Raw genomic sequence first — 15507 nt, 5'->3', positions numbered from 1 at the left:
TCATGAACGCACATCAGCAGCCGACCGGTTCCGCCTATTTCATCAGCCCGGAGACAGCCAAGGTCGAAAGCCATACGCTATCGGTTCTAGTCACCAACGAACCGGGCGTTCTCGCCCGCGTCATCGGCCTGTTTTCAGGTCGCGGCTACAATATCGAAAGTCTCACTGTTTCGGAGACGGAACACGAGTCCCACCTATCGCGCATTACGATCGTCACCAACGGCACGCCGACTGTGCTTGAGCAGATCAAGGCGCAGCTTGAGCGGATCGTGCCGGTACACCGCGTCGTCGATCTCACTGTGCGCGCCGGCCAGCTTGGTCAGGAGCGCCCGATCGAGCGTGAAGTGGCGCTGATCAAGGTGGCCGGGACGGGCGAAAGTCGCGCCGAAGTGCTGCGCCTCGCCGACGCCTTCCAGGCGAAGGTCGTGGATGCGACGGTTGGTCATTTCATCTTCGAAATCACCGGGAAATCTTCGAAAATTGACCAGTTCGTCGGCGTTGTGAAGCCGCTCGGGCTGATCGAGGTCTGCCGCACCGGCATCGCCGCGATGAACCGCGGCCCGCAGGGCATGTAACGGGATTGGACAAAGTCGGCCGTCCAGAGTAGGCGATAGTTACTCGCCTCAAACCTGGACGGTCGTTGCCTTGAAATATGATGATCCCGGCAAGATCGGGGGAAAGCCCTGGCTTGCCCCGGTCGGAACGTCGCTCGGAGCCATGCGCTGGCTTCGCAAGGATATGCCGTGGGTCAAGGACTATCTCGGACTGCCGGAGATGCAGACCTGTCTTGCCCCCGGTATCGGCGGAACTATCGCCTGGGGCGGACGCATCGTCGCGAAAATGACTGAGACGATCGCCACCGTGCGCCGCCTGCCGCATTGGCGGCTTGAGGATGGATTTCTCCGCTCCGTACAGCTCGGAAAATCAGGCGTTCTGCCGTTCTCCATCGTTGCCGACGATCTGGCCCTGTCAACCGACGCGTCCAAGGCGTCCCGCCTGGAGAGGCTTATCGCTGAGATGTCGGACGATGGCGGTCAGGAGGCGAGGGATGTGCGCGATGCTCTCGTTCTGCACGGTCTCTCCAAATATAACCATCTTCCCCATCGGGAGCCGAAATTCGAGCAGAGCGGCAAGCGAAGAATTCTTCTTATCGATCAGGTGAAGGGGGACGTATCCGTGCCGCTCTCTCTGGGGTCGTCGGCATCCTTTGCATCCATGCTCGATGATGCGCTTGCAAGCGGCGCGCAGTGCATTGTCCGCACGCATCCCGATGTCGTTGCCGGTTATCGGAAGGGCTATCTCACCGAGATGGCCGCGGGCAGGGCGGGTGTCACGCTCTCAGCAGAACCAGTATCGGCCGCGTCGATCCTGAAGGTCGTCGATGAAGTGTGGACCGTTGCGAGCCAGTTCGGTTTCGACGCTCTCCTGCGCGGCGTTCCGGTGCGCTGTTATGCTGCGCCTTTTTATGCCGGCTGGGGGCTGACCGAGGACCATATGAGCACGCAAGCCCGGGAAACCGTCTCAAGGCGTCGTAGCATGACGCGCGGTATCGACCAACTTGTCGCTGCGTCCTTCATTCACTATCCGATCTATCGTGATCCAGAGACGCGGAAGGCGTCGGATGTGTTTCAGGCGATTGATGCGATCGTCGCCGGGCAGCAGCGTCTCTAGATTACAGCATTTCCAACGGGCGCTTGCGCAGTGGAGGAGGGAATACCTTATCCAAGGCTGCCCAGTCCTCTTTGCTGATCTCCAACCCGATCGCTCCCGCATTCTCCTCCACCCGGTGAGGATCGCTGGATTTCGGGATTGCGATCGTGTTTGGCGATCTCATGACAAAGGCGAGGGCAATTTGCGCGGGCGTTGCCTGATAGGCCTTGGCGATACGGATCAGTTCCGCATTGCGTAAAATTCGGCCCTGTTCGATCGGGGAATAGGCCATGATCGGGATGCCACGTTTCTGACACCAGGGCAGGAGGTCGTATTCGATACCCCGGCGGGAGAGATTATAGAGGACCTGATTGGCCGCACAGTTCTTTCCATCTTCTACATCCATCAGGTCCTGCATGTCCTCGACATCGAAGTTGGACACGCCCCATTCGCGGATCTTGCCCGATCTGCGCAAGGTTTCTAAACCTGCCACTGTCTCTTCGAGGTCGTGTTCGCCGCGCCAGTGAAGAAGGTAGAGGTCCAGCCGGTCGGTATTCAGGCGTCGAAGGCTCGCTTCACAGGCATCAATGACGCCTTGGTAACTGGCATTGTAGGGATAGACCTTGCTGACGAGAAAGACCTCGTCGCGGCGTCCTTCCATCGCCCTTCCGGTGATGATTTCGGCACCGCCTTCTCCATATATTTCGGCCGTATCGATCAGCGTCATGCCGAGATCGAGCCCGCGCTTCAGGCTCTCGACCTCCTGTTCTGCTGTCCGGGCATTCTCGCCCATCTTCCAGGTTCCAAGTCCGAGCGAGGGTATTTTTGTTCCGGAGGGCAAGGTAGCGTGTGGGATGGCTGGCATAATCTTTGACCTCAAGCTGGCATCAGGCATCAATCTAAGGGTTTTTAGCTGCATGCCAAGCTGTCACCTTTTCGCATTCGCGCGCGGCCCGTGCCCACGGATAACAGAGATTCTCTGTCGTATCCCCGGCTTTGATTCATCTTTCGTTCTTTTCTGTTGCGCTTTCATCGAGAATCCTGCCAAGTCCCGGACATGCAATTCGCACCGCAACAGGATGAGGCCCTAAAGGCTGTTTCGCGCTGGCTGAAAGACGGGCGTAGCCAGGTTTTTCGGCTGTTCGGTTATGCCGGCACGGGCAAGACGACGCTTGCCAAGCATTTTGCCGAGCATGTGGATGGAGACGTTCTGTTTGCGGCCTTTACCGGCAAGGCCGCACAGGTGCTGCGTTCCAGAGGTGCCCGTAACGCCAAGACCATTCATTCGCTGATCTATCGCCCGCGTGGTGAAGAGGCGGTTGAGGACGAGGAAACAGGCAAGACCTCGATCGCACCGATGTTTGCCATCAACCGGCAGAGCCCGGTCGCCAAGGCTGCTCTCATCGTCATCGACGAATGCTCGATGGTCGACGAGGCACTCGGCAAGGATCTGATGAGCTTTGGTACGCCGATCCTGGTTCTTGGTGATCCCGGCCAGTTGCCGCCGGTTTCTGGAGGCGGTTTCTTCACGGAGCAGGAGCCTGACTATCTGCTGACGGAAATCCATCGCCAGGCGCAGGACAATCCGATTATCCAGCTCGCCATGCAGGTGCGTGAGGGCCGCGAGATCATGTATGGCGATTACGGCAAGGCACAGGTCATTTCTCGCGATGAGGTGACCCAGGATCTGGTTCTCAACGCCGACCAGGTTCTTGTCGGCACGAACCGCACACGCAAGCGCTATAACCAGAGACTGCGCGAACTCAAAGGTTTTACCGCCGATTACCCGCAATCGGGCGACAAGCTGGTTTGCCTTCGGAACGATCAGGTCAAGGGCCTGCTCAACGGCTCGCTCTGGCAGGTGATGAGCGCCTCGCGCGAAACGGTGAAGCCCGGCATAAATCTGATGATCCGGCCGGAAGACGATGACATGGATCGCGGTGCGGCGAAGATCAAGCTTCTCAAGGCCGCATTCGAGAGCGAGGAAGAAATTCCGTGGTCGATGCGCAAGCGTTATGACGAGTTCGATTACGGTTACGCGCTGACCTGCCACAAGGCTCAGGGCTCGCAGTGGAACAATGTCGTCTTGTTTGACGAGAGTTTTGCATTTCGCGATACGCGCGAGCGCTGGCTCTACACGGCAATCACCCGTGCGGCCGAGACGTTGACGATCGTAAGGTGAGGGGCGAGAGACTTGTCGTGCCTGCTCTTGTTCTGTGGTCACGGTGGTCGTTGACAATGAAACGGGGACACGGCAAAAGCGTTGGTACCGCAATGCCACGATATCGTTGAATTGGTGGGTGGTATTTTCAGGCAGATAGGATGTCTGAATTGCGGACGGATTTATGGGGTTGGTGAACTCATGGCTGCTAAGATTTATCGTCCTGCGAAAACTGCGATGCAGTCCGGCAAGGCCAAGACCCGTCTGTGGGTTCTTGAGTTCGATCCTGAAACGCCGCGTAGTATCGACCCGATCCTGGGCTACACATCGTCCGGCGACATGAAGCAGCAGCTTCGGCTGACATTCGAGACGCAGGAACTGGCGGAAGCCTATGCGCAGCGCGAAGGCATCGAATACCGGGTGATCCTGCCGAAAGACGCAAACCGGCAATCGTTGTCCTACACGGACAATTTTCGCTTCAACCGCCAGCAGCCCTGGACACATTGATTTTCAGCGGCATTTATTGCCGCCTAAAGGCCCCTTAGCTCAACTGGATAGAGCAACTGCCTTCTAAGCAGTAGGTCGCAGGTTCGAGTCCTGCAGGGGTCGCCACTCTCTCTCGTCCATACCGAAAACATAGGTAACAGGTGCCTGCGGCAGCAGCCCTGCGCCCAAGAGGCATGCCGTCATGTGATGCTTCGCTATGATCGGCCGATGTTCATCGTATGCGCGTTGGATTGCCGAACAGGGGAACCGGATAAACGTAGTCCCCTTTGACCGAGAAGCCCTTGCGGTAAAGGCAAGCCCTGAGCGCAGTCTGATTGTAGAAATTGCCCGCAAACGGATGGCCTCGTGGCGGTGTGGAAGCCTCCAGGGTACAAGATTCTCTTGCAATCAAGAATCGATCTTCGACATCGGTGCCTTTCACGATGCCCACGCTGCCATAGGTTATCGAGGCAGCGGAAGCGCTGCCAATGAACGCTGTAGAAAAGGCGATCAAAAACGTCGGCAAAAATGTGAGCTTCATCGTGCTGTCTCCCTCAGATCGGCGGACGGCAACGGCTTAATGTTGATTTTGTTCCCGGCATGACGAATTTTTACCCGCGCTTGTTCGCATATGCGAAAGAGCTTTTGGAATTTCGCTGCAGCGCATTTTGAGATATCATATTTTTCATCGGTTCCGTTGCGTCACGCAGGGGAAGGTAGATTTGGCGCTGGGAGCAGGAGTTCCCGGTTTGGCGCCTTCATTACACTGAAATGGTTTTTCACGGGCCGCACGCGGTGGCCCGGACCTTTGCATTGTTTTTGAGCCTTCGAGTGGGGATACATATGAACAGAGATTTTCTCGCTGTCATAAGCGGGGTTTCGCTCGCGGTCCTCTTTTCAAGTGCGAGTTGGGCGGATGAGCGCCCACTGATCTGGCAGCCCATCAAAAACTCCGACACAAGTTATTCCGTCAAGCTGGGTTTGCGATTGCCGGTCCGCCTCGAAACGGAGGCTGGCTTTAATGTTGGTGTCGATTCAACGAAGACCGGCGAGGTGGTGAATACGCCGCTCAAGTTCTGGAGCAGGATCAGGACGGCCGATACAAAACGGTCTGCATACCGGATGAGCCGCGATATCCGGGTCAATATGGATGGGAATGCGGGCAATGCCGCCATCAGCATGAATTACTACGAAAAGCAGATCGCCACGCCGACATTCAATATGGAACGCGAAGCCACCTATGTGGTTCGCTACGATGGCGTTCAGAAAAACTGGACTGGGCTGGATACTAGCCAAACCATCAAACTGAGGCAGCGCGAAACCGGCACCGCGTTCGTGGCCGTTGCCAATGGTTCGGCGAATTTTTCAGCGGTCGGTGCCAGTTTCGGGATAGAGCAACCTGTTGGAGAGAACATTACTCTTAGCGGTCATGTGAACCGGAACTTCACGGACGCGGTGACCGTGTCCACCGTGAACGCCAGATATTCTTACAAGTGGTGAAACGACAAAGGGCGCCTCAGGCGCCCTTTGCATAGTCTGCTCCAGCTATCTTTTAGTGCAGGATCTGGCTGAGGAACAGTTTGGTGCGCTCATGCTGCGGATTGTCGAAGAATTCCTGCGGCGAATTCTGTTCGACGATCTGGCCCTGGTCCATGAAGATGACGCGGTTGGCGACCTGGCGGGCAAAGCCCATTTCATGGGTGACGCAGAGCATGGTCATGCCTTCTTCGGCAAGGCTTACCATCGTGTCGAGCACTTCCTTGACCATTTCCGGGTCGAGCGCCGAGGTCGGCTCATCGAACAGCATGATCTTCGGCTTCATGCAGAGCGAACGGGCAATCGCCACGCGCTGCTGCTGGCCGCCTGAAAGCTGGCCCGGATATTTGTTGGCCTGCTCCGGGATTTTCACGCGCTTGAGGTAGTGCATCGCCACTTCCTCGGCTTCCTTCTTCGGCATCTTGCGAACCCAGATCGGCGCCAGCGTGCAGTTTTCCAGGATCGTCAGATGCGGGAAGAGGTTGAAGTGCTGGAACACCATGCCAACTTCGCGGCGCACTTCGTCGATCTTCTTCAGATCGTTGGTCAGCTCGATATTGTCGACGAGGATGTTGCCCGACTGATGTTCTTCCAGGCGGTTGATGCAGCGGATCATCGTCGACTTGCCGGAACCGGACGGTCCGGCGATGACGATGCGCTCGCCCTTCATCACCTTCAGATTGATGTCGCGCAGCACGTGGAAATCACCGTACCACTTGTTCATGCCGATGATTTCGACCGCGACGTCGGTGGAGGAGACGGTCAGTTTTTTGGTTAGGGCTTCAGCCATTGTTTTCCCCTTTAAGTCTTGTTGCGGCTAGTGCTTGTGGCCGGTGTCGAGATGCCGTTCCATGAAGGCGGAATAGCGCGACATGCCGAAGCAGAAAAGCCAAAATACGAAACCGGCAAAGATGTAACCCGTCACCGGCGTCACCGGTGTCGCCCAGTTCGCGTCCGACTGGTTGAGCGTCACGATGCCGAGAAGGTCGAACATGCCGATGATCGAGACGAGCGACGTGTCCTTGAACAGGCCGATGAAGGTGTTGACGATGCTTGGAATGACCAGCTTGATTGCCTGCGGCAGGATGATCAGCCGTGTTTTCTGCCAGTAGCTCAGCCCGAGTGAATCTGCGCCTTCGAACTGGCCTTTCGGAATGGCCTGCAGGCCGCCGCGAATGACCTCCGCCATATAGGCGGACGCGAAGATGGAGACACCGATCAGGGCGCGCAACAGCTTGTCGAAGGTCCAGCCATCGGGCAGGAACAGCGGCAGCATGACACTTGCCATGAACAGAACGGTGACAAGCGGAATGCCGCGGATTACTTCGATGAAGACGACGCAAAGCGTCTTGATCACCGGCATCTGCGAGCGACGACCGAGTGCCAGGATGATGCCTAGCGGCAGTGAAACGGTGATGCCGAAGAATGACAGGATCAGTGTCACCATCAGGCCGCCCCAGAGCTGGGTTTCGACATGCGGAAGACCGAAGCCGCCGATCAGCAGGAAAAACGAAACGAAGGGAAGGATGATGAACAGCGCAAGCGCGTTCCATCCCTTGTGCGGAGCCTTCGGGATCAGCATCGGAACGAGCAGGATGACGAAGAGGACCGCGACGAGAATTGGTCGCCAGCGTTCATCGGCCGGATATCGTCCGAACATGAATTGCTGGAATTTTGCCTCGACGAAGGCCCAGCAGGCGCCGGACTGACCATCAGGCAGCACGCCGCCCTGAATGACGGTGGCACAGGCCGTACGGTCCGAGCCGGTCCAGACGGCATCGATGAACAGCCAGTTGATTATGCCCGGCACGGTGTAGGCGAGCAGGGCAAGCGCAAGAATGGTCAGCAGCGTGTCCTTCGGCGTTGCGAAGAGCTTGGTGCGGAACCAGTGCGAGGCACCGCTTGCGCCGAGCGGTGCCGGTTGAGGCGCCAGCATGTCCTGGCGCACGAAAGTAGCAGAGTTACTCGCCATGTTTATCTCTCCACCAGCGCCATTTTAGCATTGAACCAGTTCATGAATATCGCCGTGGTTATGGAGATGGACAGATAGATGGCAAGGAAGAGGGCGACGATCTCGACGGCCTGACCGGTCTGGTTGAGCATCGTTCCGCCAACCGCATAGATGTCCGCAAACCCGCAGGCGACCGCGAGGGAGGAGTTCTTGGTGAGGTTGAGATACTGGCTTGTCAAAGGCGGGATAATGATGCGCAGTGCCTGAGGCAACACGATCAGCCGGGTAATGGCGTTCGAGCGCAGGCCAAGAGCGTTGGCGGCTTCAGTCTGGCCTTTCGGCACGGCCTTGATGCCCGAACGTACAATCTCGGCGATGAAGGACGCGGTGTAGAAGGACAGCGCCAGATAGAGCGAGATGAATTCCGGGCCTAAAACCGCGCCGCCGGTAAGGTTGAAACGACCGGCTACCGGATAGTCGAACGTGATCGGTGAGCCGAGCGCAAGGAAGGTGAGAAGCGGCAGGCCGAAGATCAGGCCAATACCTGTCCATATCGTATGGAACGGTTGGCCAGTGCGCATCTGTCGCTGTTTTGCCCAACGTGCCACGAGCACGGTCGCTGCGATGCCAACCAGAAACGCCACCGCGATTGCCCACGAACCGTCACCGAAGATCGGCTTGGGCACGAAGAGGCCGCGGTTGTTGAGATAGGTCTGGAAGGGCAGGTTGAAGGATTCACGCGCCTGCGGCAGCACGGCGATGACGCCCTTGTACCAAAACAGGATAACCAGCAGCGGCGGGATATTGCGGAAAAACTCCACATAGACCTGCGCCAGCTTGGCAATCAGCCAGTTCCGTGACAGGCGGGCGATACCGACAATGAAGCCGATAATCGAAGCGGTAATGATGCCGAGGACGGCGACCTGCAGCGTGTTCAGGATGCCAACGAGCAGAGCGCGGCCATAGGTCGAATCGCTGGTATAGGCGATCAACGACTGGCCGATGTCGAAGCCGGCGCGTCCTTGAAGGAAACCGAAGCCGGAGGCAATGTTTGCCTTCTGCAGATTGTTGATCGTGTTCTGGGTGACCGTCCACACGAAGAGGACGAGAAGCGCCAATGTCAGGACCTGATAAAAAATCCCGCGTACTTTCGGGTCATTGATCAGGGAGGAAGTCCGCTTGCTGGTGCCAGGTGTTTCGGAATTGAGGGCCATACCGGCCATAAACGCATCCCCTTGGTTTATATGTCTCCTTTTGGAGACTTTTTTTGCCCTTGCGGGAATTTCGGATGCATGGAGGTGGATATATCCACCCCCATGCCTATGCTGGATGCCGGCCGATTAACGGATCGGCGGAGCGTACTGAAGGCCGCCCTTGGTCCAGAGGGCGTTCAGGCCGCGCTCGATCTTGAGCGGAGTGTTCGGGCCGACGGTGCGGTCGAAGACTTCACCGTAATTGCCGACCAGCTTGACGACGTTGTAGGCCCATTCGTTGGTCAGACCGAGGTCGGTACCGATCTTGCCGCCTTCTTCGGAGCCCAGCATACGCTTGACGTCCGGGCTGCCGCTGGTCTTCATCTCGTCGACATTCTTCGAGGTGATGCCGAGTTCTTCAGCGTTGACCATGGCGTAGTGAACCCACGACACGATGTCGAACCACTTGTCGTCACCCTGGCGAACGGCCGGGCCAAGCGGCTCCTTGGAGATGACTTCCGGCAGAACCATGTTCTCGTCCGGGTTCTTCATCTTCAGGCGGATAGCATAGAGGCCAGACTGGTCGGTCGTGTAGACGTCGCAACGGCCGGAATCGTAGGCCGTGGTGGCGTCAGCTTCCTTTTCGAAGACGACCGGGTTGTACTGAAGGTTGTTGGCCTTGAAGTAGTCGGCGAGGTTGAGCTCGGTCGTGGTGCCGGTCTGAACGCAGACGGCAGCGCCGGACAGCTCGAGCGCGGACTTTACGTTGAGGCTCTTCTTCACGATGAAGCCCTGGCCGTCATAGTAGTTGACGGTACGGAAGTTGAAGCCGAGCGACGAGTCGCGGCTGATCGTCCAGGTGGTGTTACGGGTCAGAACGTCGACTTCGCCGGACTGCAGTGCCGGGAAACGGTCCTTACTGGACAGCGCAACGAACTTGGTCTTGCTGGCATCGCCAAAAACGGCTGCGGCAATGCCGCGGCAATAGTCGACGTCGATACCCGACCAGTCGCCCTTGTCGTCAGGGTTAGAGAACCCCGGAATACCCTGGCTCACGCCGCATGTTACAACTCCCTTCGCCTTAACGTCATCGAGCGTGGCCGCAGAAGCTGCCGAGGCCAAGCCAAGGACTGCAGCGCCAATCGCGGTTGACAGAAGCGTCTTTTTCATTTTCCCAACCTTTTTGTTTGTAGTTTTATGTTTCGGTGACACCGAACCGCTCCCCTAGATATCTTTCGAACACGGCCGGCCGCACGCTAGCCTAAAATGGGACGTGCGTTACCATCTCATTCGCAAAATCTTTGAGGGTCAAGTCTCACCAGCATGAATTGCGTTTGAAATGAGGTAAAATTAATTTTTTTGCTTATATTTCCGGCGTTTGATTACTGGTTGTGCATTTATTGCTGAAAACTGCGGCTTTTTCTCTACCTCTGATCTATGCTCAGCTTTTCGTGCGGATGCCCTGCGCACTTGACCTATTTCACCTGCGGCGCGACAAGAGTGCTTTCCCGCCTCAGAGAGTTTTTCTACGAAATGGCCAAGAAATCTTCCTTGCTCGGTGCCGCCGGCGCCAACACGCGTCTTGCACATATTGGTAACAATCCCAGAGATTATCACGGGTTCGTCAATCCTCCGGTCGTTCATGGTTCGACCGTATTGTTTCCTGATGCCGAGGCGATGGAAAAGCGTACGCAGCCATACACTTACGGAACGCGTGCTACCCCGACTACCGATGCTTTATGTGCTGCATTCGATGAGCTTGAAGGGTCTGCCGGCACGATCCTGGTGCCGTCGGGACTGGCCGCCATTTCGATACCGTTTCTCACTTATCTGTCTGCCGGCGACCACGCGCTGATTGTCGATTCGGTCTACACGCCGTGCCGCAATTTCTGCAATACGATGCTGAAGCGCCTTGGCGTCGAGGTTGAATATTATGACCCGGAAATCGGTGCGGGTATCGAGGCACTGATCAAGCCGAATACCAAGCTCGTCCATACGGAAGCGCCGGGGTCAAACACGTTCGAGATGCAGGATATCCGTGCGATTGCCGATGCGGCACACAAGCATGACTGCGTCGTCACGATGGACAATACCTGGGCAACACCGCTTTATTTCCGTCCGCTCGATTTCGGCGTGGATGTGTCGATCCATGCAACGACGAAATATCCGTCGGGCCATTCCGACATCGTCATGGGCTCGGTATCTGCCAATGCCAAATGGTGGCCGCAACTGGAAGAAGCGCGCATCCTCATGGGTATCTGCGGTGCTCCGGATGATTCCTACATGATCCTGCGTGGCCTGAGGACTATGGGTGTTCGTCTTGAGCATCATCAGAAAAGCGCGCTCGCCATTGCTCAGTGGCTGGAGGGGCGTGATGACGTGGCGCGTGTCCTGCATCCGGCATTGCCGAGCTTTCCCGGACACGACATCTGGAAGCGCGATTTCAAAGGCTCTACCGGCATATTCTCCTTCGTACTCAAGGCTGACGCAGCAAACGCCAAGGCGAAAGCGCATGCGTTCCTCGATGCATTGAGCTATTTCGGTCTCGGCTATTCCTGGGGCGGGTTCGAAAGCCTGGCTCTTCAGGTCAATCTGTCCGATCGCACAATCCGTAAGCAACCGGCAGAGGGGCCGGTCATTCGTCTGCAGATCGGCCTGGAAGATGTCGCCGACCTGCAGAAGGATCTCGAACAGGGATTTCTTGCTGCCCGCGCCGTCTGATCAGTCGACGCGGTAGCCGTAAAGCCAATCCAGATCCGCCGCGAGTGATTGCGGCGGACGCAGGGACAAGACGATATCACGGCCGATGCGGATTGAACCGCGGGCGTGATAGGCGAAGCGGTTGAAGTTGCCGCGCGACTTGACCTTGCCGGCGCGTTTCACCCGCAGGCTTTCGAAGTTCGCCAGGGCCTCGGGGAGGGTGGAAGCCTTCTTTACCTCGTTGGCCAGAACATAGCCGTCTTCAATTGCCATGACAGCGCCCTGGGCGGAGAAGGGCATCATCGCGTGAGCGGCGTCGCCAATGAGTGCTAGATCGCGGCCGTTATGCCATTTCCCGGATGTTACTTCATGCAACGGCCAGAATGTCGGCCGAGGCGTTTGGGTAAGGAGTTGGATAATATTCGGATGCCAACCGGAAAATTGCTGGATGAGCATGTCGCGCTGGGTTTCGCTCGCCTGGGCTTCCCAAGTTTCACCTGGGCTTATTCCGGCCGCAATCGCCACGATGTTAAAGGCTCCCATTTCAGAGAGTGGGTAGGCGACAAGATGGGTCGACGGTCCCAGAACCGCCGTGACACAATTTCTCGGGAGCCAGTCGGGTGCTTGGTCTAGGGGAACTGTAAAGCGCCAGGCTATATTGCGAGAGAAATCCGGCTGCGGGGCGTTGTCGATGGATGCCCTTGCATTCGACCAGACGCCATCTGCGCCAATGATCAGCGGATAGGTGTTCCCGGTGAGATCCTTGAGCGAACGGGGCAGGCTTCCGCGAATGGGGGTTGCGAGAGTGACGGTGCAAAGCGGGTTCCGCTCGACAGCCGCGAGTAGCGTGTTCTGCAATGTCGCCCGGTGCAGCACGCCGTAGGGAGCCCCCCAGCGTTCTCTGGCGAAGCGCCCCATCGGAACATGAGCCAGTTTCTTCAGCGTACCCCCTGAGACGAGGCGGATTTGTTCCGGCTCGGTCCAGATATTCTCCAGTTCATCAAGTACGCCGAGTTCACGAAGGATTGCCGATGCGTTCGGGGATATTTGCAGGCCCGCGCCTACCTCCACGAGTTCGCTTGCCTCTTCGAAAACATCGCAAGCCATGCCGAGGCGGGAAAAACTCAATGCTGCCGCAAGGCCGGCCATGCCGGCGCCCACAATCGCTATCCTGTCGAGATGCATTGGCCTACTGCCTGAAACGCGCGCTTACGCTGCCTTGACCTGAAAAACGCAGCCCGGCGGGTCCGTCTGTTCGGCCTTCAGGCCGGGGTTGTAACGATAAAGCGTCGAGCAATAGGAGCAGACCTTTTCGCTGTCATCGCCGAGGTCAATGAAAATATGCGGGTGGTCGAAGGGGACCGAGGCGCCGGTGCACATGAACTCCTTCACGCCAATCTGGATAACCGGATATCCGCCATCGTTTTGAAAGTGAGGAATGCTGTGGCCAGCCATGATCGTCTCCCTGCCTTTTGATTTCGGCGGACATTATCTTCCTAAGTCTCGAATGTGTAGGGGGGAAACGCTGGCATTTTTTGCCCAGGCGGGTTCTTTGGTGGTCGTCGATCCATTATAGAGCGGGCAAAACAAAGGATCGCCCGATGAATTTGAATGCGCCCGCCTTCTCGTCTTTCGTTCATGACGGAATCAATCTTCGCTATTTTGATGAGGGTGAGCCGTCCGGTGAGCCGGTGCTTCTCATTCATGGCTTTGCATCGAGCGCGCTCGTCAATTGGGTGCATCCCGGTTGGCTTAAGACGCTCGGAGATGCTGGCTATAGGGTCATCGCTCTCGATAATCGCGGGCATGGCGGAAGCGACAAGCCGCTGGATGCCGAGGCCTATCGCCCGTGGGTGATGGCAGACGACGCAGTGGCGCTGCTTGATCATCTGCGTATTCCCGAAGCCCATCTGTTCGGATATTCGATGGGGGCAAGAATTTCCGTTTTTGCTGCTCTTGCCCATCCCGAGCGGGTTCGTTCACTGGTGCTGGGTGGTCTCGGCATCGGCATGACAGATGGCGTCGGCGACTGGGACCCGATTGCAGACGCCTTGCTTGCGCCGGATGCCGACGCAATCACGCATGAGCGCGGCAAGATGTTCCGCGCCTTCGCGGATCAGACGAAAAGCGACAGACAAGCGCTTGCGGCCTGTATCCGAGGCTCGCGCGATCTGGTCGCTCGATCCGATATGGCACGGATAGAGGCGCCCACGCTGATCGGCGTCGGGACGAAGGATGATATTGCCGGCTCGGCGCAGGAACTGGCCGACCTGATGCCGGATGCCCGAGCGCTTGATATTCCGAACCGTGACCATATGCTGGCCGTCGGCGACAGGGTGTTTAAGAAGGCCGTGCTAGAATTTTACGCGGAACTGGCCGGAGAGTAGCAACTTCTCTGATGTCTTCGATCAACGGAATGCGATTTTGCTCGCATTGGCGTTCAGACAATCTTGTTCTATATAATAGGCTGACAAGGCCTGCAGGTGACTATGGAGTGAGGCATGCCCTCAAGAGTGGATATTCGCATCAAGGAGCCCGTGGCGACGGTCGATCCCATCTGGGATACGTTGCAGCAGGAAGCCCGGCTTGCCATCGAGCAGGATCCGCTTCTTGCTGCCTTCCTGTATTCCACAGTGCTGAACCATCGTTCGCTGGAAGAATGTGTCGTTCACCGGATTTGCGAGCGTCTCGATCATCCTGATCTGCAGGCGGTTCTGCTGCGCCAGACATTCATGGAAATGCTGGATGACTGGCCGGAATGGGGTTCCATCCTGCGGGTCGATATCCAGGCGTTTTATGATCGCGATCCGGCATGCCTGCGCTTCCTGGAGCCGGTGCTCTATTTCAAGGGTTTTCACGCGATCCAGACGCATCGGCTCGCCAACTGGCTTTATGCTCGTGGACGCCGTGATTTTGCGCTCTATCTGCAGAGCCGTTCTTCCAGTGTCTTCCAGACGGACATCAATCCGGCAGCAAGGATCGGCAAGGGAATTTTCCTCGATCACGCAACCGGTCTCGTCGTCGGCGAGACTGCGGTCGTCGGCGACAATGTCTCGATCCTGCATGGTGTGACGCTGGGCGGTACGGGCAAGGAAGGTGCAGATCGCCATCCGAAGATCGGCAATGGCGTGCTTATCGGCGCGGGCGCGAAGATACTCGGCAATATCGAGATCGGGTCCTGCTCGCGTGTCGCTGCCGGCTCGGTTGTTCTGAAACAGGTTCCGCCGAAGTCCACGGTTGCCGGTGTGCCGGCGAAGGTGGTCGGGGAGGCTGGCTGTTCGGAGCCGGCGCGGGTGATGGACCAGTTGCTGATGTCCGAGGACTGAACTCCTGCCGGTGAGATAAACGCTGGTGGAATACATATCGAAGCCGGGAAGCCCAAGGCTTGTCGGCTTTACTTTTGCCGCGGTCGCATGCAACAAGCCCAGCAACGTGAATAGAAAACGGAGATTGTCGTGAAGCCCGACGAAATCAAAAAGATCGACGCTTATTTCAAGCGCCTTCTGAACCCGCAGATCGTCGTCAAGGCACGGCCGCGCAAGGACGATTCGGCTGAAGTCTATCTGGGCGAAGAGTTTCTCGGTGTCGTCTATGTCGATGACGAAGATGACGAGCGTTCCTACAATTTCTCGATGGCCATCCTCGACGTCGATCTCGACTGAGCATTCGTGCCACAAGCATTCCGGCGGGCCGCTTTGGCCCGCTTTTTGTTTCTGCCTTTGGAAAAGCCGTTCTCGCATTCGCCTCTTGTAACGTGGTGATCGCGATCCCATTAATAAGGAGCGGCCTTATCCGGTCGTCTCTGTGAGATTAACCCCACACCGCGATTT

General features: G+C 57.2%; 17 protein-coding genes and 1 tRNA gene. 10 read left to right on the top strand and 8 right to left on the bottom strand.

Annotated elements, in window-relative coordinates; translation table 11 throughout:
• The first annotated feature begins 2 nt into the window (after positions 1–2).
• Both ilvN and JNB91_RS07155 read left to right on the top strand, forming a co-directional pair.
• On the top strand, positions 3–575 hold the full coding sequence (gene ilvN / locus JNB91_RS07160) for an acetolactate synthase small subunit (protein WP_220324828.1): 573 nt from the start codon (positions 3–5) through the stop codon (positions 573–575).
• Between the two features lie 70 nt (positions 576–645).
• Complete coding sequence (locus tag JNB91_RS07155; RefSeq protein ID WP_223218080.1) at positions 646–1671, top strand: capsular polysaccharide export protein, LipB/KpsS family; 1026 nt, start codon at positions 646–648, stop codon at positions 1669–1671.
• Position 1672: 1 nt separating this feature from the next.
• Here JNB91_RS07155 and JNB91_RS07150 read toward each other — a convergent pair whose 3' ends face one another.
• Positions 1673–2515, bottom strand: a complete 843-nt coding sequence (locus JNB91_RS07150; RefSeq protein ID WP_220324827.1) for an aldo/keto reductase — start codon at positions 2513–2515, stop codon at positions 1673–1675.
• A 192-nt stretch (positions 2516–2707) separates the two neighbouring features.
• Between JNB91_RS07150 and JNB91_RS07145 the strand changes: the two genes are divergently transcribed.
• The 3 genes from JNB91_RS07145 (at position 2708) to JNB91_RS07135 (ending at position 4423) form a co-directional block, all read left to right on the top strand.
• A complete protein-coding gene (locus JNB91_RS07145) occupies positions 2708–3832 on the top strand; it encodes an ATP-dependent DNA helicase (RefSeq protein WP_220324826.1) in 1125 nt (374 codons plus the stop codon).
• Between the two features lie 180 nt (positions 3833–4012).
• Positions 4013–4318 (top strand): ETC complex I subunit, encoded by a 306-nt coding sequence (locus JNB91_RS07140; protein ID WP_220324825.1) that lies wholly within the window; start codon positions 4013–4015, stop codon positions 4316–4318.
• 28 nt (positions 4319–4346) lie between these two features.
• A tRNA-Arg gene (locus JNB91_RS07135) sits at positions 4347–4423 on the top strand.
• A 106-nt stretch (positions 4424–4529) separates the two neighbouring features.
• On the opposite strand, the gene JNB91_RS07130 is transcribed toward JNB91_RS07135, so the two are convergent.
• Positions 4530–4838: a hypothetical protein gene (locus JNB91_RS07130; RefSeq protein WP_220324824.1), complete on the bottom strand. Its 309-nt coding sequence runs from the start codon at positions 4836–4838 to the stop codon at positions 4530–4532.
• 302 nt (positions 4839–5140) lie between these two features.
• On the opposite strand from JNB91_RS07130, the gene JNB91_RS07125 reads away from it, so the two are divergent.
• Positions 5141–5797 carry a hypothetical protein gene (locus JNB91_RS07125; protein WP_220324823.1) on the top strand — a complete coding sequence of 219 codons (657 nt, stop codon included), beginning with the start codon at positions 5141–5143 and terminating at the stop codon, positions 5795–5797.
• Between the two features lie 52 nt (positions 5798–5849).
• Here JNB91_RS07125 and JNB91_RS07120 read toward each other — a convergent pair whose 3' ends face one another.
• The 4 genes from JNB91_RS07120 to JNB91_RS07105 form a co-directional block, all read right to left on the bottom strand.
• Positions 5850–6623 (bottom strand): amino acid ABC transporter ATP-binding protein, encoded by a 774-nt coding sequence (locus tag JNB91_RS07120; protein WP_220324822.1) that lies wholly within the window; start codon positions 6621–6623, stop codon positions 5850–5852.
• A gap of 27 nt (positions 6624–6650) precedes the next feature.
• A complete protein-coding gene (locus JNB91_RS07115) occupies positions 6651–7805 on the bottom strand; it encodes an amino acid ABC transporter permease (protein ID WP_220324821.1) in 1155 nt (384 codons plus the stop codon).
• A gap of 2 nt (positions 7806–7807) precedes the next feature.
• Positions 7808–9007: an amino acid ABC transporter permease gene (locus tag JNB91_RS07110; protein ID WP_220324820.1), complete on the bottom strand. Its 1200-nt coding sequence runs from the start codon at positions 9005–9007 to the stop codon at positions 7808–7810.
• 117 nt (positions 9008–9124) lie between these two features.
• A complete protein-coding gene (locus JNB91_RS07105; protein WP_220324819.1) occupies positions 9125–10147 on the bottom strand; it encodes an amino acid ABC transporter substrate-binding protein in 1023 nt (340 codons plus the stop codon).
• Positions 10148–10510: 363 nt separating this feature from the next.
• Here JNB91_RS07105 and JNB91_RS07100 point away from each other — a divergent pair, with 363 nt between their 5' ends.
• On the top strand, positions 10511–11698 hold the full coding sequence (locus tag JNB91_RS07100; protein WP_220324916.1) for a cystathionine beta-lyase: 1188 nt from the start codon (positions 10511–10513) through the stop codon (positions 11696–11698).
• On the opposite strand, the gene JNB91_RS07095 is transcribed toward JNB91_RS07100, so the two are convergent.
• Positions 11699–12862, bottom strand: coding sequence for an FAD-dependent monooxygenase (locus tag JNB91_RS07095; protein ID WP_220324818.1), 1164 nt, complete (start codon positions 12860–12862; stop codon positions 11699–11701).
• A 24-nt stretch (positions 12863–12886) separates the two neighbouring features.
• Positions 12887–13132 (bottom strand): zinc-finger domain-containing protein, encoded by a 246-nt coding sequence (locus JNB91_RS07090; RefSeq protein WP_220324817.1) that lies wholly within the window; start codon positions 13130–13132, stop codon positions 12887–12889.
• Between the two features lie 146 nt (positions 13133–13278).
• Here JNB91_RS07090 and JNB91_RS07085 point away from each other — a divergent pair, with 146 nt between their 5' ends.
• The 3 genes from JNB91_RS07085 (at position 13279) to JNB91_RS07075 (ending at position 15339) form a co-directional block, all read left to right on the top strand.
• On the top strand, positions 13279–14064 hold the full coding sequence (locus tag JNB91_RS07085) for an alpha/beta fold hydrolase (protein ID WP_220324816.1): 786 nt from the start codon (positions 13279–13281) through the stop codon (positions 14062–14064).
• A 114-nt stretch (positions 14065–14178) separates the two neighbouring features.
• Positions 14179–15003 (top strand): serine O-acetyltransferase, encoded by an 825-nt coding sequence (gene cysE, locus JNB91_RS07080; RefSeq protein WP_220324815.1) that lies wholly within the window; start codon positions 14179–14181, stop codon positions 15001–15003.
• A 129-nt stretch (positions 15004–15132) separates the two neighbouring features.
• The gene (locus JNB91_RS07075; RefSeq protein ID WP_112457769.1) at positions 15133–15339 is read left to right on the top strand and encodes a DUF3126 family protein; all 207 of its coding nucleotides are present in this window, start codon (positions 15133–15135) and stop codon (positions 15337–15339) included.
• Positions 15340–15507 lie beyond the last annotated feature (168 nt).

This window comes from Aliirhizobium wenxiniae, assembly GCF_019511445.1.
Taxonomy (GTDB): domain Bacteria; phylum Pseudomonadota; class Alphaproteobacteria; order Rhizobiales; family Rhizobiaceae; genus Neorhizobium; species Neorhizobium wenxiniae_A.
The sequence above is the reverse complement of the archived record's forward strand: the minus strand, read 5'-3'. Positions and strand labels throughout refer to the sequence as shown.

What these genes read in the sequence shown, in the direction of transcription:
- ilvN (WP_220324828.1), top strand. Translation starts at nt 3, where the DNA reads ATGAACGCACATCAGCAGCCGACCGGTTCCGCCTATTTCATCAGCCCG.
- JNB91_RS07150 (WP_220324827.1), bottom strand. Translation starts at nt 2,515, where the DNA reads ATGCCAGCCATCCCACACGCTACCTTGCCCTCCGGAACAAAAATACCC.
- JNB91_RS07145 (WP_220324826.1), top strand. Translation starts at nt 2,708, where the DNA reads ATGCAATTCGCACCGCAACAGGATGAGGCCCTAAAGGCTGTTTCGCGC.
- JNB91_RS07140 (WP_220324825.1), top strand. Translation starts at nt 4,013, where the DNA reads ATGGCTGCTAAGATTTATCGTCCTGCGAAAACTGCGATGCAGTCCGGC.
- JNB91_RS07130 (WP_220324824.1), bottom strand. Translation starts at nt 4,838, where the DNA reads ATGAAGCTCACATTTTTGCCGACGTTTTTGATCGCCTTTTCTACAGCG.
- JNB91_RS07125 (WP_220324823.1), top strand. Translation starts at nt 5,141, where the DNA reads ATGAACAGAGATTTTCTCGCTGTCATAAGCGGGGTTTCGCTCGCGGTC.
- JNB91_RS07120 (WP_220324822.1), bottom strand. Translation starts at nt 6,623, where the DNA reads ATGGCTGAAGCCCTAACCAAAAAACTGACCGTCTCCTCCACCGACGTC.
- JNB91_RS07115 (WP_220324821.1), bottom strand. Translation starts at nt 7,805, where the DNA reads ATGGCGAGTAACTCTGCTACTTTCGTGCGCCAGGACATGCTGGCGCCT.
- JNB91_RS07110 (WP_220324820.1), bottom strand. Translation starts at nt 9,007, where the DNA reads ATGGCCGGTATGGCCCTCAATTCCGAAACACCTGGCACCAGCAAGCGG.
- JNB91_RS07105 (WP_220324819.1), bottom strand. Translation starts at nt 10,147, where the DNA reads ATGAAAAAGACGCTTCTGTCAACCGCGATTGGCGCTGCAGTCCTTGGC.
- JNB91_RS07100 (WP_220324916.1), top strand. Translation starts at nt 10,511, where the DNA reads ATGGCCAAGAAATCTTCCTTGCTCGGTGCCGCCGGCGCCAACACGCGT.
- JNB91_RS07095 (WP_220324818.1), bottom strand. Translation starts at nt 12,862, where the DNA reads ATGCATCTCGACAGGATAGCGATTGTGGGCGCCGGCATGGCCGGCCTT.
- JNB91_RS07090 (WP_220324817.1), bottom strand. Translation starts at nt 13,132, where the DNA reads ATGGCTGGCCACAGCATTCCTCACTTTCAAAACGATGGCGGATATCCG.
- JNB91_RS07085 (WP_220324816.1), top strand. Translation starts at nt 13,279, where the DNA reads ATGAATTTGAATGCGCCCGCCTTCTCGTCTTTCGTTCATGACGGAATC.
- cysE (WP_220324815.1), top strand. Translation starts at nt 14,179, where the DNA reads ATGCCCTCAAGAGTGGATATTCGCATCAAGGAGCCCGTGGCGACGGTC.